14 protein-coding genes and 2 pseudogenes are annotated in these 16479 nt (G+C 33.5%); all 16 read left to right on the top strand.

The annotated features are described in order from the left end of the window. Positions 1-253, top strand: a pseudogene (locus SIN01_RS10980) (CpsD/CapB family tyrosine-protein kinase); the annotation flags it as partial. Positions 254-295: 42 nt separating this feature from the next. Further along, complete coding sequence (locus tag SIN01_RS10975) at positions 296-1063, top strand: tyrosine-protein phosphatase (protein WP_010027018.1); 768 nt, start codon at positions 296-298, stop codon at positions 1061-1063. A gap of 108 nt (positions 1064-1171) precedes the next feature. Continuing rightward, positions 1172-2491 carry a UDP-glucose dehydrogenase family protein gene (locus SIN01_RS10970; protein ID WP_010027019.1) on the top strand — a complete coding sequence of 440 codons (1320 nt, stop codon included), beginning with the start codon at positions 1172-1174 and terminating at the stop codon, positions 2489-2491. A 21-nt stretch (positions 2492-2512) separates the two neighbouring features. Beyond that, complete coding sequence (galU, locus tag SIN01_RS10965) at positions 2513-3394, top strand: UTP--glucose-1-phosphate uridylyltransferase GalU (RefSeq protein ID WP_010027020.1); 882 nt, start codon at positions 2513-2515, stop codon at positions 3392-3394. Positions 3395-3405: 11 nt separating this feature from the next. Further along, on the top strand, positions 3406-4107 hold the full coding sequence (locus SIN01_RS10960; RefSeq protein ID WP_010027022.1) for a sugar transferase: 702 nt from the start codon (positions 3406-3408) through the stop codon (positions 4105-4107). Positions 4108-4150: 43 nt separating this feature from the next. After that, the gene (locus SIN01_RS10955) at positions 4151-5290 is read left to right on the top strand and encodes a glycosyltransferase family 4 protein (RefSeq protein WP_010027024.1); all 1140 of its coding nucleotides are present in this window, start codon (positions 4151-4153) and stop codon (positions 5288-5290) included. A gap of 41 nt (positions 5291-5331) precedes the next feature. Next, on the top strand, positions 5332-6711 hold the full coding sequence (locus SIN01_RS10950) for an O-antigen ligase family protein (protein WP_141306076.1): 1380 nt from the start codon (positions 5332-5334) through the stop codon (positions 6709-6711). Further along, positions 6708-7772, top strand: coding sequence for a glycosyltransferase (locus tag SIN01_RS10945; protein WP_010027027.1), 1065 nt, complete (start codon positions 6708-6710; stop codon positions 7770-7772). The genes SIN01_RS10950 and SIN01_RS10945 overlap by 4 nt, the downstream gene beginning before the upstream one ends. An 18-nt stretch (positions 7773-7790) precedes the next feature. Beyond that, positions 7791-9011, top strand: a complete 1221-nt coding sequence (locus SIN01_RS10940) for a glycosyltransferase (protein WP_141306075.1) — start codon at positions 7791-7793, stop codon at positions 9009-9011. Further along, a pseudogene (locus tag SIN01_RS10935) lies at positions 8998-9767 on the top strand (WecB/TagA/CpsF family glycosyltransferase). Before SIN01_RS10940 ends, SIN01_RS10935 begins: the two are co-directional and overlap by 14 nt. A 67-nt stretch (positions 9768-9834) precedes the next feature. Then, on the top strand, positions 9835-10713 hold the full coding sequence (locus tag SIN01_RS10930) for a glycosyltransferase (RefSeq protein WP_010027295.1): 879 nt from the start codon (positions 9835-9837) through the stop codon (positions 10711-10713). 33 nt (positions 10714-10746) lie between these two features. After that, complete coding sequence (locus SIN01_RS10925; RefSeq protein WP_010027296.1) at positions 10747-12165, top strand: oligosaccharide flippase family protein; 1419 nt, start codon at positions 10747-10749, stop codon at positions 12163-12165. A 74-nt stretch (positions 12166-12239) separates the two neighbouring features. After that, positions 12240-13406 carry a glycosyltransferase family 4 protein gene (locus SIN01_RS10920; RefSeq protein ID WP_010027299.1) on the top strand — a complete coding sequence of 389 codons (1167 nt, stop codon included), beginning with the start codon at positions 12240-12242 and terminating at the stop codon, positions 13404-13406. 249 nt (positions 13407-13655) lie between these two features. Beyond that, positions 13656-14645, top strand: a complete 990-nt coding sequence (gene gmd / locus SIN01_RS10915; RefSeq protein WP_010026732.1) for a GDP-mannose 4,6-dehydratase — start codon at positions 13656-13658, stop codon at positions 14643-14645. After that, a complete protein-coding gene (locus tag SIN01_RS10910) occupies positions 14645-15571 on the top strand; it encodes a GDP-mannose 4,6-dehydratase (RefSeq protein ID WP_010026730.1) in 927 nt (308 codons plus the stop codon). The genes gmd and SIN01_RS10910 overlap by 1 nt, the downstream gene beginning before the upstream one ends. A 193-nt stretch (positions 15572-15764) precedes the next feature. Further along, positions 15765-16124 carry a hypothetical protein gene (locus SIN01_RS10905; protein WP_010026729.1) on the top strand — a complete coding sequence of 120 codons (360 nt, stop codon included), beginning with the start codon at positions 15765-15767 and terminating at the stop codon, positions 16122-16124. Positions 16125-16479: the final 355 nt, after the last annotated feature.

The raw sequence follows: 16479 nt of genomic DNA, 5'->3' as shown, positions 1-16479 counted from the left end.
CTTAACACTCTTTGATAACGTCATTATTGACACGCCGCCGGTGCTTGCGGTCACCGATGCACAGGTGCTGGCCAATGTTTGCGATGGGACAATTCTTGTCGTTCGCAGCGGTGTCGCTGAAAAAGAGGCGGCATTAAAAGCCAAGGAACTGCTGAACAAAGCGAAAGCAAAGATTCTCGGCGTTGTTCTCAATGGTAAGCCGATGAGTAAGGGCAGCGGGTACTATTATTACAGCTATTATGGTGATGAGTAAACCATTTTATTTGCAGCGATGAGCAGAAAGGGGGACGCGATCATGATTGATATCCATTGCCATATCCTGCCGGGTATCGATGATGGCGCTGCTGATGAGCAAGTAGCACTTGAGATGGCAAAGCTCGCCGTATCCGAAGGCATCACAAAAATCGTCGCCACACCGCACCATCGGAACCGTCATTGGGATAATCCTGCACCAGAAGTTCAGCAGCATGTGCAGCGCGTAAACCAACTATTCAAGGACCATCAAATTGGCCTGGAACTGTTACCCGGCCAAGAAGTGCGCATCTTTGGCGAGATGGCCGATGAGCTCGAAACACAGGATTTGATGACGGTGAATAGTAACAACACCTACATCATGGTTGAATTCCCGACCCATCATGTGCCAAGGTATGCACAGCAGCTGTTCTTTGAACTGCAAGTGAAGGGCGTAACGCCGGTGATCGTTCATCCTGAGCTCAATCAAGAACTCGCGGATCGTCCAAACCTTCTCTATGCGTTTATTAATGATGGCGCCCTGTCACAGGTAACTGCAGCAAGCTTGATCGGCAAGAATGGACGAACAGCTAAGAAACGCGCCCGCCAATTCATCATACATAATCATTCACATTTCGTAGCCTCGGACGCACACAACACGACCCACCGACCCTTTTACATGCAAAAAGCCTTTTACGAACTGAAGAAAAACTACGGAAAAGACTTGGCCGACCTTTTTAAAGAAAATGCGGAACTATTAATTAACGGCGAACTCGTAAACCGCGAGGAACCAGTTGAGATAAAGAAAAAGAAAATCTTAGGGTTTTTTTAAAACCCGATATTCCAACAACGTCTATTCTCGACAACCTTACCAAATGAGGGAGCCGATTATTTCATATAAAACAAATAGAGAAATTCTCTAAACAGGGGGAATGAAATAATGAAAATTGCGGTTATTGGTACCGGCTATGTTGGGTTGGTTACAGGTGTCGCACTTTCGGAGATCGGTCATCATGTGACCTGTATCGATGTGGATCCATCAAAAGTAGAGACATTAAGCAAAGGGATTCCAACGATCTATGAGCCGGGTCTCGAAGAATTAATGAAAAAGAATATGGCGGCAGGCCGCTTAGCGTTCACTGCAACGCATAGCGAAGGATTAGCCGAAGCAGCAGTTGTTTATATTGCAGTAGGAACCCCGAAGCGTGCAGATGGCTCAGCCAATCTTGACTACGTTGAAGCCGCGGCAAAGGACATTGCGCATAACATCACCCAGAATGTGATTGTTGTGATAAAAAGCACGGTTCCGGTGGGGACGAACTTCCATATTCTGAATGTCATTAACGCAAACGTGCAACCGGGTATCCAAGTGAAAATTGCTTCGAATCCAGAATTTCTTAGAGAAGGATCAGCAGTTAACGATACCTTTCATGGCGACCGGATTGTCATTGGCGCGGAGGATGAAGCAACGGCTGATACTCTAGCAGAAATTAACGCACCATTTGACATGCCTATTCTAAAAACGGACATCTCCAGTGCGGAAATGATCAAATATGCGTCCAATGCGTTTCTTGCGACGAAGATCAGTTTCATTAATGAAATTGCCAATATCTGCGAATCCCTTGGTGCCAATGTTGAAGAAGTGGCAAAGGGCATGGGCTTTGACCACCGCATCGGACCTGATTTCTTAAAAGCAGGGATTGGTTATGGCGGTTCCTGTTTCCCAAAAGATACCAATGCCCTTGTTCAACTCGCTGGAAACAATCACCATGATTTCAATTTGTTGAAATCGGTTATAGAAGTCAATAACAATCAACAAGTCCTGCTCGTTGACAAGATCCTCTCACGGTTTGGCAACCTAGAAGGTAAAAGAGTTGCGGTTCTAGGTCTCGCGTTCAAGCCGCACACCGACGATCTCAGAGAATCGCCGGCACTCGTCATGATTCCGAAACTGGCAGAACTGGGTGCAGACATCATTGCCTATGATCCAATTGCCATTGACAACGCAAAAAGACAGATCAAAGAAGAGATTGAGTATACCGAACAGTTGCCAACAGCATTACAAAATGCTGACTTCGCGGTAGTCATCACAGATTGGCCGGATGTGAAAAATATCGATCTGTCAGAATACAACCAACTCATGAATGATCCCATTGTGTTTGACGGACGCAATTGCTACAGCTTGGATGCAGTAAAGCAAGCAACAATCGAATACTATTCAATTGGCCGACCAGACCAAACATCAGAACTCATTAGCTGAGCGGAGAGGAGAACAGAACCTATGAAAAAAGTGAGAAAAGCAATCATCCCAGCAGCAGGTTTAGGCACACGATTCCTGCCGGCAACCAAAGCGTTGCCTAAAGAAATGCTGCCGATTGTCAATAAACCGACGATACAATATATCGTTGAAGAAGCGGTCAATGCGGGTATGGAAGAAATTATAATTGTGACAGGAAAAGGAAAACGAGCAATCGAGGATCACTTTGACAATGCTTATGAGCTTGAACAGAATCTGGAGCACAAAGGCAAGCTGGATCTGCTTGAAAGGGTTCGTGAATCCTCAAAAATTGATATTCATTACATAAGACAAAAGGCGCCAATGGGATTGGGACATGCCGTCTGGTGCGCACGCAAGTTTATCGGTAATGAACCGTTTGCTGTTCTGCTGGGTGATGATATCGTGCAAAATGAAAAACCATGCATTCAGCAGCTTGCGGAACAGTATGAGAAAACAGGTTGCTCAGCAATTGCCGTACAGCAGGTTCCTTACGATCAAACACAGCGTTATGGCATTATCGATCCGGAAAGTCAGAACGGACGGCTATACAATGTAAAACAATTCGTTGAAAAGCCGAAAGACAATCCGCCATCAAACCTAGCAATCATCGGCCGCTACGTGCTCACACCGGAGATCTTTGAATTCCTAGATAAGCAAGAACTTGGTGCAGGCGGCGAAATCCAACTGACTGATGCGATTCAAAAGGTCAATGAACTGCAAGGCGTCTATGCCTACGAATTTGAAGGCAAACGCTATGACGTCGGCGAAACACTCGGTTTCGTTCTAACCAATATTGAAATGGCATTAAAGAACAAGGATTTACAGCAAGATGTACTCGCAGGAATTCATCAAATCCTACAAACAATGAAATTACCTTTAGCGTAAGGGTGATGACAATGGCTATTTCTAAAAGTTCAATAGACACCGATAATAGTCTCACTATTAATATCGGACAAGAAACACGAAACTTAAAAGAAAAGATTGAAAATCAAAAAAATTATTTATTTGCTAAACGAGCCATGGATCTGATCGGTTCGTTAACCGGTATTATTCTTTTGTCTCCAGTCTTCATAGTAATTGCGTTATTAATAAAACTGGAGGATCGAAAAGGCAGCATCATTTTTAAACAGCTACGTGTTGGTAAAGATGGCAAGCAGTTTTACATCTACAAGTTTCGTTCAATGGTCACGAATGCTGAGGAACTCTTAGACAAGTTACTTGATAAAAACGAAACAACAGGCGCTATGTTTAAGATGAAAAACGATCCGCGAGTCACCCGAATAGGTCATTTTATTAGGAAGACAAGTATTGATGAACTGCCGCAACTATTTAATGTGTTAGTGGGAAATATGAGCCTAGTCGGACCAAGACCACCGCTTCCTAGAGAAGTAGAGAAATACTCAAATTACGACAAACAACGGTTGCTTGTCACTCCAGGATGCACCGGTTTGTGGCAGGTAAGCGGTAGGAGTAATGTGGGCTTTAAGAAAATGGTGAAATTGGATCTAGAGTACATTGAAAATAGAAGTTTCATTTTAGATATAAGGATAATTATTCAGACAATGTTACTAATGCTTTGGTCAAAAAATGCTTTTTAGAATCAGGATGGCAAAACAAATAACACAAAGATGTGATATGATTATGAACAAAAAAATATTGTATATTAGAAATTATCCAACTGTTGTTAATCCCAATATGTATAATTTACAGGAAGTAGGGCTTGGAAAATCACTTGTTAAACTAGGAAATAGTTGTGATATTATTTACTATAGTACTAAGTATAAATTTAGAAAAGAAACTGTATTTGAGTATCAAGGAAATAAGCTAAATATAATTTGGGTTAAGGGTTTTAGACTGCACTACTTTGGCATATATCCTAAACTGTTAAAGAAGAAGTTCCTTAGTAAGTATGATTTTGTGATAACGACTGAATATTCCCAAATAATGACGTACTTACTTTCGTTTATATGCGCTAATAAATTAATTTTATATCATGGTCCATATGAAGAGGGCAGAAGAGAAAAATATTTGATAAAACTATACGATTTCTTTTTTCTAAAGAGAATTATTAATAATTTGTATAGGGTTTTTGCCAAGTCAAAATTAGCCGAAGAGTACTTAATTAAAAAGGGATTTAAAGATGTTAAAACTCTAGGTGTCGGGTTGGATGTGACTAAATTTACTCCTAATCAGATCTCTAATGAAGCGAAAGATTTAAAAAGTAAGCTAGATATAATTGGGGATAAAAAAAAGTTGCTCTATATTGGAAAACTTGAAGATCGACGAAATATAAAATTTCTAATTTACTTATTTAAAGAGATTGTTGATAAAGACAACGACATACGGTTGATAGTCGTTGGTAATGGGGAACAAAATGAGGTTAATAATTATTTTGATTACGCAAATAAATTAGGAATAAGAGAACAAATAATATATTTTAAGAGTGTGCAGCAAACCAATCTTTCAATACTATACAAGGCTGCTGATTTATTTATACTTCCAACCAAGTATGAAATATTTGGAATGGTAATATTAGAAAGTATGTATTTTGGTTTACCAGTTGTAACTTCATATAATGGAGGAGCAGTTACTGTAATTAAAAATGGTTCTAACGGAATAATCGTTAATAATTTTGATTACAAGCTTTGGGTAGAAAAGATACTTTATTATATTAAAAATCGTTATTTGTTAAATGATATGTCTTATAAGGCTAAAGAATTAATACACAAAGAATTTATCTGGGATTACATTGCAGAAAATTTTTCATCAAGTATTCTTTGAAAGGGGATGACTATATTTTGTTTAGTAAAGGATATATAGATATGAATAAAAACGTAGCCATCCCTCTGTTTGCTTTATTTTCAATAATCGTAGGATTATTGAGTGCGTCTAATCCAGTGTTTTTGTTGAATCTATTACTATTGGTCAGTTGCATGCTATTCCATATATTTAGAATTCAATTCTCTAAAATATATGTTTTTATTGTATTTGGACTTATCATGTTTAGTGGCTTTATTCAAATGCTTTTTTTACAGTTCAATCTAATAAGTAGTCACACAAATCAGAGTACAATAATTTATTATTTTCCAATATTTTATATATGGTTTTATATTATTTTTAATAAAAAACTAGTGAATTTAAGATTTAAATCGATTGATTATATAGGAATTATACTATTTGTTTTCTTATTAATATTAACTATTGTTTCTAAAAACAATAATATTGATTTTTTTATATTAGTAATGTCATTCTTGAAAATTTCTTTATTTTTGCCTGCATTTTTCTTTGGTAGAATTATATATTTTGACTTTAAAAAAATAAATTTCGCCAAAATATCTATGATTTTTACTGTGTTTGTGTTTGTTATTGGAATTTTTGATGTTTTATCTAATCATGGTATATTAATACAACTTGGATTTGCAAAGTATTTAGGTAGTGATACATATGGGGATCAGTCAATGAGTGTATTTTATAAACAAGGAATGCCTAGAATGATGAGCGCTTTTTTAAGTCCATTAACATTAGGTATGTATTGTGGCTTAATGATACAGTATTGGTACTACAAATTAGTTGCCAATAAATCTAAATTTTACTTGATTGGGTTTCTATTAACAGCAGTAATGCTTTTATTATCGCTTACACGCGCTAGTTGGATTAGTGCTGTTCTTGGAATAGGATTGTTATCGTTATTCTTAAAAAATAAAAGAAAAATATTCTTTTTCAATAATTTTTTCCTATATGCACTGTTGATCATTTTACTACCATTACTCCTGTATAAAGATTCGTCGTATTTTGCTCAACTACTTTATAGTGATACTTCAACGGACGGTCATATTGTAGGTTTAAATAATGGGTTAATAGCAATAAAGAATAATTTTTGGTGGGGAAATGGAATAGGTATTTCTCCATATTTTGGAACAGTGTTGAAAAGTGTAAATAATAATTTTGAATCATGGTATTTAGATATAATCTACAATGTTGGATTTATTTTTGTCTTATTATTTAATTTGTTTGCACTAATTGGTATTAAGTCAATTAAGAAGTCAAGTGATAAATACTTATTAGTATCTATCTATGTTACATTGACTATTGAGGCAATTTTTGAAAATCACGCATGGTATCAAACTATCGCTGTTCTTGCATTTTGGGCATCGTTGGGATATCAAATATCTAAATGTACGGAAAGAAGTGATTTATTTTGAAAAAAATTTTATTGATAACTGACTCAGAAAAATTTGGGGGGGCCGAAAAATATATTCAAAGCCTAACTGATACAATGGGTGATAAAGAAAAGTATGAAATTATCGGAAATAAAGAACTTTCTAAAAAATTTTATAAACATAATTTTCATGAAGGAATCATTTCTAATAAAAAACCCATCGGCTCAATTATTAGTTTCTTTAAGTATTATCTTAGATATTCTCCAGACATTATCCATTTAAATCTAACACATCCTGCATCTTGCTTTTGGATTCAATTCCTTTCGTTAGTTTTATATAAAAAGATTTTTATTGCCACACTGCACCTTGCCGCAAATTTTCATTACCCGTTGATTGTTAGACATTTATTAAAGATTACCTATAATAAAGTTGTTATAATTTGTGTTGCAAATTCAGCAAAAGATGAACTTTGGAAAAATTATCGTATTAAATTGAATAATTTCGACATTATATCTAATTGGTCAAATTATTCCCATTTCCGCATTCCAACAGACGACGAAAAAAGAAAAAGCAAATTAGAATTACGTCAACCCATTAATAAGAAAATACTCCTCTTTATTGGAAGATTTGAGGAGCAGAAAAATATATTGGTATTTTTAGATATTGCGAGAAAATTTAAAGAATATAACTGGACAATGGTAATGGTTGGAGAAGGTTCAATGAAAAATGAAATTCAAATAAAGATAAAAGAGTATAACCTTGAAAAAGATGTTCTTGTCTATCCATTTACTAGCGATCCAAGAAAATATTATTGGTCAGCGGATGCTTTTTTATTACTATCAAAATATGAATGTACACCTCTTTCACTTTTAGAAGCCATGGGATGTGGATTGCCACCAGTAGTTACAGATGCAGGGGATATGAAATATATGGTCGGTGGCAGCGAGTATGTTTGGGACGAAAAAGATATGCATAGTTTAGAAATTACTCTAAGTCATTCTTTAGAGAAAACACCAGAGCAGTGGAGAACTCAGGTATTAACCTATTTTTCTGAAGATAATGCAAAAACAAAAATTGAAAATATTTATAGTGCTAGATATTAAAGGAGAGGAGAGTATTTCTTGAAAATATTATTTCTTAATAATCTGCTACCATTCCCTCTAGATAATGGCGGAAAAATAAAGGTATTTAATAACATTAAAGCACTCTCAGTAAATCATGAGGTAGATCTTCTAACCTTTGTCAATAATCATAATGATATAAACTTTTTGCATGAACTTAAAAATATTTGCGGAAAAGTTGCAGTAGTAGAAAAAAAAGTAATAAAAAATGACTCTACTAAGCAATTTCTAAAGGATTACTTGCTAAGCCTAATAAGTAGTAAACCTTATACTATAAACAAATTCTATTCTAGAAAAATGAAAAAAATAATAATAAATGAACAATTACAAAATAAATATGATCTAATATATGTCAGCCACCTATCAATGATGGTTTATAGTCCTTTTTTCAAAACTAAAGTAATATTAGACCAACAAAATGTGGAATCACTTATTTTTAGTAGATTTGTTAGAGAAACGAGAGGATTAAAAAGGATACTTGGTTTAATAGAATATTTTAAACTAAGAAAATTCGAAAAATATAAATTAATAAAGGCAGATAAAATTATTGCACTAAGTGAAAATGACAAGAACCAATTTATGAATCTGATAGGTAACAAGTTAAACTCTGTTAAGGAAGATATAGAAGTAATACCAATACACATACAAAGTGAAGTAGTTAAGAAAAAAGAGAAAATTACTAATAATATTAACTTATTATTCATGGGTACAATGACTTGGTATCCAAATTATTCCGGAATAATTTGGTTTATAAAAAATGTATATGGAAAATTAGATAAAGATAAATTTAATCTTTTTATCGTGGGGGGGAATCCCCCTTTGGATATAGTGCAATGTGGGAAGACAGAAAAAAATATTTTCGTTACAGGTTATGTTAAGGATATTAACGATTACATCAGCAAGTGCGATATTAGTATAGTTCCTTTATTTGTGGGGAGTGGACAAAGAGTTAAGATTATAGAGTCTTTTGCCAAAGGAATTCCTGTTGTATCTACATCAATTGGAGCAGAAGGAATTAAGTACAGCGATGGTGAAAATATATTGATTTCCAATACTAAAGATGAATTTGTAAATAATATACTGTATCTGTCTACACACAAATCATTAAAAAATTCTATAATTAATAATGCTAGGAATACTTATGAAGAGTATTATTCTACAGAAAGTTTAGTGACTAAACTGGATAAATTAATGGGCAAGGTGCTATATGACCATGGATAATGTTTCATTGTTTGGAGTGTCATTTAATAACTTAGATATGGAAAAAACAATACAAGAGATTGACCTTATTATACAAAACAGCAATAAAAAGTATTTGGTGACTCCTAATGTTGATCATATTGTAAAGTTAAAATCTGATAAATTATTTAAAAAAATTTATGATAATGCGAGCTTAATACTTGCAGATGGTATGCCAATTATTATTAGTTCAAAATTATTAAGAAAAAAATTGATTGAGAGAGTAACTGGCGCTGATTTAGTTCCTCAAATTATGAAATTAGCTGAACAGAAAAGATATAAGGTATTTATTTTAGGTGCAAAAAAAGAAGTTGCTCAGAGGGCAAAAGACAAGGTTCTATATAATTGTAAAACACCTTTTCTTATTGAGAGTTATTCTCCACCATTTGGATTTGAAAAAAACAATACAGAAAACTTAAAAGCGATTAGAAAGATAAAAAACTTTGGACCTGATATTCTTTTAGTTTCATTAGGATCACCGAAAGGAGAAAAATTTATCTATCAGAACTTAGAAATTCTGAATGTACCCATATCTATGTCAATAGGTGCTGCAATAGACTTTTTAGCAGGTAAAAAAAACGAGCTCCTAAAATTATGCAGATATTATCATTAGAATGGCTTTTTAGACTTATGCTCGAACCCAATAGGTTGTTTAAAAGATATTTTATTGATGGTATAAAATTCATCCCTATATTTTACAAGGAATTCATTAATACTTATTTTACTAATAAACATTAACTATTTTTAGTTTCTTTAAAAAAGTTGACTAATTTATCCGAAGCTACTCAAATTGGTGGTGTATAAAATGATAAGTAAATTATATTCAAAAATCGAACAATCCAAGTTTATTCGTGTATTCTATAACTTCGTGTATCCCAAAATTTATCATGTTATGCTTAAATCAGGAAATCTTACCTTAAATAAGGAAAAACAAGAAACAAAAGTAATAGTCTCTTTAACTACTATACCTAGTAGAATAAATTTGGTGTGGTTAACAATTTCATCATTAATGAATCAAACAATGAAGCCAGATAAAATAATTCTTTGGCTCGATTACAATTTGAAAAATTATAAACTCCCTTTGGAGTTAACTAAACTTCAAGAATTGGGCCTTGATATAGAATATTGTAACGACTTTAGATCACATAAAAAATACTATGGGACATTAAAAAAATATATAGATGATGTTATTATTACCACTGATGATGATGTTTTTTATCCAAGATATTTTATAAGGAAATTGATTAAAAAACATGATAAATTTCCAAACGAAGTAATTTGTTATAGGGCACATGAAATTAAGTATACTGCTGATGGAAAGGTATTACCCTATAGTCAATGGAATCATGAATCGCCAAATATTAACAACTCAACTCATTTTTTATTGCCAACTGGAGTTAGCGGAGTGCTATATCCCCCATTATCCTTATACAGAGACACTTTAAATGAGAATATTTTTATGAAGGTTTCTCCATATTGTGATGACATTTGGCTGAAAATCATGGAAATAAAAAAAGGATCAAAAGTTAGAAAAGTATTTTCATATTCAGTTCATTTTCCAACAATAAGTGGATCTCAGAAAGAGGGCCTTATAAAAAAAAATGTTATGAAAAATAATAATGATATTGAAATGAATAGATTGCTTCAATATTATAGTGATATTGATTTCAGAAAGCTAGATTAGTAATGAAAAGAGGTGACCAATAGATAAAATCTATTGGTACATGATATGAATACATTCATAAAAAAGCTTTTAGGTTTCTCGATTGGACCAGTGATTGGAGCTTTCATTTCATTTATTACCATCCCAATAACTACCTACTTTATTAGTCCAATTGAATTTGGAAAAGCAAGTATGTTTATATTATTTCAAATAATATTTGGGACTTTTCTATATCTAGGTATTGATCAAGCATATACTAGAGAGTATCACTCTGGGGAAAATAAGATAAATTTATTCCAGAATGCAATTTCCATTCCACTATTTTTATCGATTATTGTTTTGTTGGCTATACTAATTTGCCCTCAAATAACATCAAAAATATTATTCGATAGTCCTAATTATGTAGTACCATCCATTTTTTTTGGTATTATGATTATTTTTATGGTATTAGAAAGATTTATTTTACTTTCAATACGAATGAAGGAAAATGCATTAGAATTTTCAGTACTTAATATTATTGTCAAATTGACTATTTTAATTTTTACTTTAATCTTCATATTTTATGTAAGACGTGACTTTTTAGCAATTGTTTACTCAACAGTATTTGGACAAATACTAGGGGACTTATATCTAATAGTTAGATATAAAAAATTATTTTATCTAAGATATTTTTCTATTAATAAAAAATTGATTAAAAGAATGGTGCTATTTGGGTTACCAATTTTGGTTGCTACATCTTTGTCAAGTCTATTAAATTCATTGGATAGACTATCACTTCGTATGTGGAGTGACTTCTATCAAATAGGCATTTTCACAGCAACATTAAAGATTGCTGCGGTCTTATCAATAGTGCAGACAAGTTTTACAAGTTTTTGGGTCCCAACGGCTTATAGATGGTATGCTGAAGAAAAGAATATAGCTTATTATAAAGTAGTAAGTGATTCAATACTACTTGTGATGTCAGTATTGGCTGTTGGTATTTTAATATTTAAGGATCTCATTGTATCAATACTTTCTTCCGGTTATGCGGACTCTAGGTATTTAATTGGTTTCCTATGCCTTCAACCTATCATATATACCGTCAGTGAGACTACTTGTTTAGGAATTGTTTTTTCTAGAAAAAGTTATTTAAGTATTTTTGTTGGGGTAATTGCTATTATTCCGAATACCGTTTTAAATATTTTATTAGTCCCCAAGTATGGGGCAATTGGAGCAGCTATTGCAACATCTGTATCTTATGTTTTTTTCTTTGCGGCAAGAACATATTTTTCAAATAAAAGTGGTATGAAGTTTGCTGTATCAAAACATTACATGGTCTTATTAGTACTATTAGTTAGTGCCTTTATTAACCTGGTTCAAACTAATATGTTATTAATTAATTTGTTAATTTTATTAGTAGTTTTAGCAATACAGTATACATCAGTGAACCAAATATGGAGAACTTATAAAGGAAAGAGATTAATGATTAAATAATTTGGCGAATTTTCAAGCAAAATTAAACCCCAAAATAGTACACAAATATTGAAAATTATAAAGGAGAGGATCTTTTGAGGTTAGCAATTATTGGTAATGAGTCTAAACCAATTCCTGCTACAGAGGGCGGAGCAGTCGAAACAATAATTGACACATTTATACAGTACAATGAAAAATATATAAACAATAAAATTGATATTTACTCTAAATATAATGCTTTATCTCTAAAAAAAGCAAAAAGATATAGGTTTACGAGAGGGATATATGTAAATTTGAAATATCAAAATAGTTTTCTAATAAAAGTGAATAGAAAATTAAATATAATTAATTATAAAAAAATATACATCAACAATGTTATAGGACAAATGAAGGGTCACTCATATGATTGGATTATTGTTGAGAATCGGCCGGATTTTGTATTGCCCCTTAGGGAGGCATTCAGTGATTCTAAAATTGCTCTGCATATGCATAATGAGCACTTAACGTTTCGTACTGTAAATGCAAAAAAAATTATAAAAGCTCTTAACAAAATAATTGCAGTAAGTGATTTTATTGCGAATAAAATAAAATCAATAGATATTAATTATGCTTGGAAAGTAACCACACTCACAAACAGGGTAGATATTAACAAATTTGCTCCGCGTTATAAAGATAATGGGTTATGTCAAAAATTTAATATAGATAATCAGATCACAACTATTGTTATTCATGGAAGAATTGTTAAAGAAAAAGGGATATTAGAGGCGATTAAAGCTTTCAAAGTGGCTAGGCAATTTGTAAGTGGTCTTAAATTAATAATTATTGGAGATATAAAAAATGCTAATAGGAAATATTATCGATTGTTAAAGGAGGAAATTAATAAAACAAATAACAAAGAATCAATTGTATTTACGGGATACGTGAGTCATAATTCTGTCCCTGATTATCTTAATTTATCAGATATTATTTTATTACCATCTATATGGAACGAGCCATGTTCTCTATCCATTCTAGAATCATTAGCGATTGGTAAATCTTTAATTACAACAAGGACAGGTGGTACACCTGAAATAGTTCCAAATAATTGTGGGATTTTAGTTAAAATAGATAATAGTTTAGTACAACAGTTGGCTAAGGATGTTGTTTATTTAGCAAAAAATAAAGCGAAACGAAACTTTTATGAAAATAATGCAAGAAAATTTGCTATAAATAACTTAGATGATAGAACCTTTTACAATGATTTTTTGAAAATATTGGAGTAAGATTGCTAGATTTACAAATTATTGCTAATAATTAATTCATAATGTTTTGCTAAATTAAAAATATTTTGTGAATTCTTGTAGACTAATAAAAAGTTAGCAAAACACAAGCTAATGTAACTATGTAACTTGAGATACACTGTATCTGATGAAAGGAAACAGTTAGAATAAATTTGATTAACTCTAAACATATGGGCTTGATTATAATCAAGCCGTGTGATACTTTTGAAAATTTAGGTTGGAGGGATTTGAATGAGATCAGCACTCATAACAGGTATCACAGGACAAGATGGAGCATACCTCGCAAAATTGCTTTTGGAAAAAGACTATAAAGTATACGGATTAATAGCAAGAAGAAGTACGGATACTAAATGGAGATTGCGATATTTAAATATTGAACATGAAGTGGAGTTAATTGAAGGTGACCTTACTGATGTTACATCAATCATTCGAGCCATGAAGATTGCTCAGCCCAATGAAGTATATAATTTGGCAGCTCAAAGTTTTGTAGGCACTTCTTGGCAGCAGCCGCAATTAACAGCACAGGTGACTGGTGTTGGCGTTCTTAATGTTCTTGAGGCAATTAGGCTAACGGACAGTGTTGCTAAATTTTATCAAGCATCGACGAGTGAAATGTTTGGATTAATTCAAGAAGCACGTCAGTCTGAGACAACTCCATTTCATCCCAGAAGTCCATACGGTGTCGCAAAAATGTATGGATATTGGATCACGATTAACTATAGAGAAAGTTTTAATATTCATGCCTCAAATGGTATTTTATTTAATCATGAATCTCCATTAAGAGGTATTGAATTTGTTACACGCAAAGTAACAGACGCTGTTGCTAGAATTAAGCTGGGTTTACAAGAAGAATTGAGACTTGGAAACATTGATGCTAAACGTGATTGGGGATTTGCCGGTGACTATGTTGAAGCTATGTGGTTAATGCTGCAACAAGAAAAATCAGATGATTATGTAGTTGCAACGGGAAGAACCACAACGGTTCGAGATATGTGTAAGATTGCGTTTAACAAAGTTGGATTAAACTATGAGGATTTTGTCGTAAGAGATCCAAAATTTTATAGACCTGCAGAAGTAGAATTGTTGCTAGGTGAACCACAAAAGGCTAAGGAAAAATTGAACTGGCATGCAAAAACATCATTAGAAGAATTGATCGAAATGATGGTTGATGCTGACTTAGAGAGGGTATCAAAAGAAATAAGAGTAAGTAGTGGTAATTAATGAGAATTCTTATTACTGGTGCAAACGGCTTTGTGGCTAACCATCTGGTCAAACAAGTGATTAATCATGATATTTACTTGACTTCACACAGTGATCAAACAATTATTGATGATGAGCAAATTTTCAAGATGGATGTCCGGGATGAGGATTCTATAAGGAAAGTTTTACATGCAGTTAATCCGGATGTGATTGTTCATTTAGCTGCGCAAAGTAATGTTCCATTCGCATGGAAACACCCGGTTGAAACAATGGAAATTAATGCTATTGGAACAACTAATCTTATTAGCTCTATTATTAAACTGAAATTGTCTACTAAGTTAATAGTGGTTGGTTCCAGTGACGAATATGGAATAACAGCTAAGACAAGACAATTATTAAGTGAAAGTGATCCTTGTCTTCCTCAAAATCCGTATGCTATTAGTAAATTAGCTGCAGAGCAGTTAGGAATACAATTAGCAAGAAAGCACCACGTAAATATTGTCTGCTTAAGACCATTCAATCATTTTGGCTCTGGGCAAAAGAAAGGTTTTGTCGTGAGTGATTTCTGCTCGCAAATAGCAGAGATTGAACGAGGAATCCAGGAACCTACTATTCAAGTTGGAGACATATCAACCTACCGAGACTTCTTACCTGTAGATGATGTTGTAAATGCTTATATTACCGCAATAAATAAAGATATTCCAAATGATATTTATAATATTTCTTCAGGTAAACCAATTAAGATTGAGAAGATTTTAGAAAAACTTATTGGATTTTCTAACAAAAAGATAACTGTCGTTAGAGATGATAGACGTTATAGACCTGCAGAAGTAAAATCCTTCGCAGGAGATTATAGTAAATTCAATGAGGCAACAAATTGGTCACCAAAGTATGATATTGATGAGTGCCTGCTAAGAACATTGAATTGGTGGAGAAATAAGGTTTAAATAATCTTTTGATTAAAAATCGGAGCTGAGTTTGAGACTCCGATTTTTAATTTAACGCTTACGTTGATACTACATTTAAATTATTGGACAAATTATGAAACAAAACAGTGAACGCTATTGATTGATGATCGGTAGGATTGCTATAATCAACTAAAGTCAGAAAATAGCAACAATATGATGGAGGTTTGTTACCATGATCCCAAACAATTTAAACAAGAGCCACATTCTGCTTGCTGTCGAAGAAATGGAGAACAAAATGATCGTTCGGTTCCATGATGAAAATCGTGATGGGTTTGAAAAACACCATCTCATGATGGACGGCATATTTTATCCCTTGGGTGGCATTGTTATGCGGGCAATCTGGTATGCAACTCAAACAGAGCCGCAGCTTGGCGACTACAGAAATAGTGATAAAATCAAAAAAGCTGTTGAAGCATTGGGATTTATCGTGACATCTGAACGTTTGATCTATGGAAGAAGGGGGGATCAATACTCTGCCACATCGGTTGATTTCGGCTGGACCTTGTATAGGGATCAACCTTTGGATCTGTAACCGGCACCTGCTAAACTGATTCGGATTAACGAAATGTTCCAGTGGGCAAATATCACTAAGGATGGCGCTTTATTTTCTGCGAAAACAGAATGTTATTGCCCTTAGATTTTAACCGAAGAGCATCCCTCGCGTCATACCAATTAGGAGAGATGTCCTCCAAAAAGCCATGTGATTATTATATCGGACTTTTTCTTGGTTGATAGCCAGGGTGCTTACCACCAACGAATGTACCACTAGCGCCATGCTTTTTACCACTGAATGGTGTTAGGATAGTTTTACGGACACATTTTAGTTAAACTAATGATTAACTAAAATCCTGCATTCCCGAACATTTATACCAATGATCATACCTGAA

This window comes from Sporolactobacillus inulinus (assembly GCF_006539285.1).
GTDB lineage: Bacteria > Bacillota > Bacilli > Bacillales > Sporolactobacillaceae > Sporolactobacillus > Sporolactobacillus inulinus.
The sequence above is the reverse complement of the archived record's forward strand: the minus strand, read 5'-3'. Positions and strand labels throughout refer to the sequence as shown.

Bases quoted from the DNA above. Each gene is read 5' to 3' on its own strand.
- SIN01_RS10975 (WP_010027018.1), top strand. From the start codon at position 296: ATGATTGATATCCATTGCCATATCCTGCCGGGTATCGATGATGGCGCT.
- SIN01_RS10970 (WP_010027019.1), top strand. From the start codon at position 1,172: ATGAAAATTGCGGTTATTGGTACCGGCTATGTTGGGTTGGTTACAGGT.
- galU (WP_010027020.1), top strand. From the start codon at position 2,513: ATGAAAAAAGTGAGAAAAGCAATCATCCCAGCAGCAGGTTTAGGCACA.
- SIN01_RS10960 (WP_010027022.1), top strand. From the start codon at position 3,406: ATGGCTATTTCTAAAAGTTCAATAGACACCGATAATAGTCTCACTATT.
- SIN01_RS10955 (WP_010027024.1), top strand. From the start codon at position 4,151: ATGAACAAAAAAATATTGTATATTAGAAATTATCCAACTGTTGTTAAT.
- SIN01_RS10950 (WP_141306076.1), top strand. From the start codon at position 5,332: ATGAATAAAAACGTAGCCATCCCTCTGTTTGCTTTATTTTCAATAATC.
- SIN01_RS10930 (WP_010027295.1), top strand. From the start codon at position 9,835: ATGATAAGTAAATTATATTCAAAAATCGAACAATCCAAGTTTATTCGT.
- gmd (WP_010026732.1), top strand. From the start codon at position 13,656: ATGAGATCAGCACTCATAACAGGTATCACAGGACAAGATGGAGCATAC.
- SIN01_RS10910 (WP_010026730.1), top strand. From the start codon at position 14,645: ATGAGAATTCTTATTACTGGTGCAAACGGCTTTGTGGCTAACCATCTG.
- SIN01_RS10905 (WP_010026729.1), top strand. From the start codon at position 15,765: ATGATCCCAAACAATTTAAACAAGAGCCACATTCTGCTTGCTGTCGAA.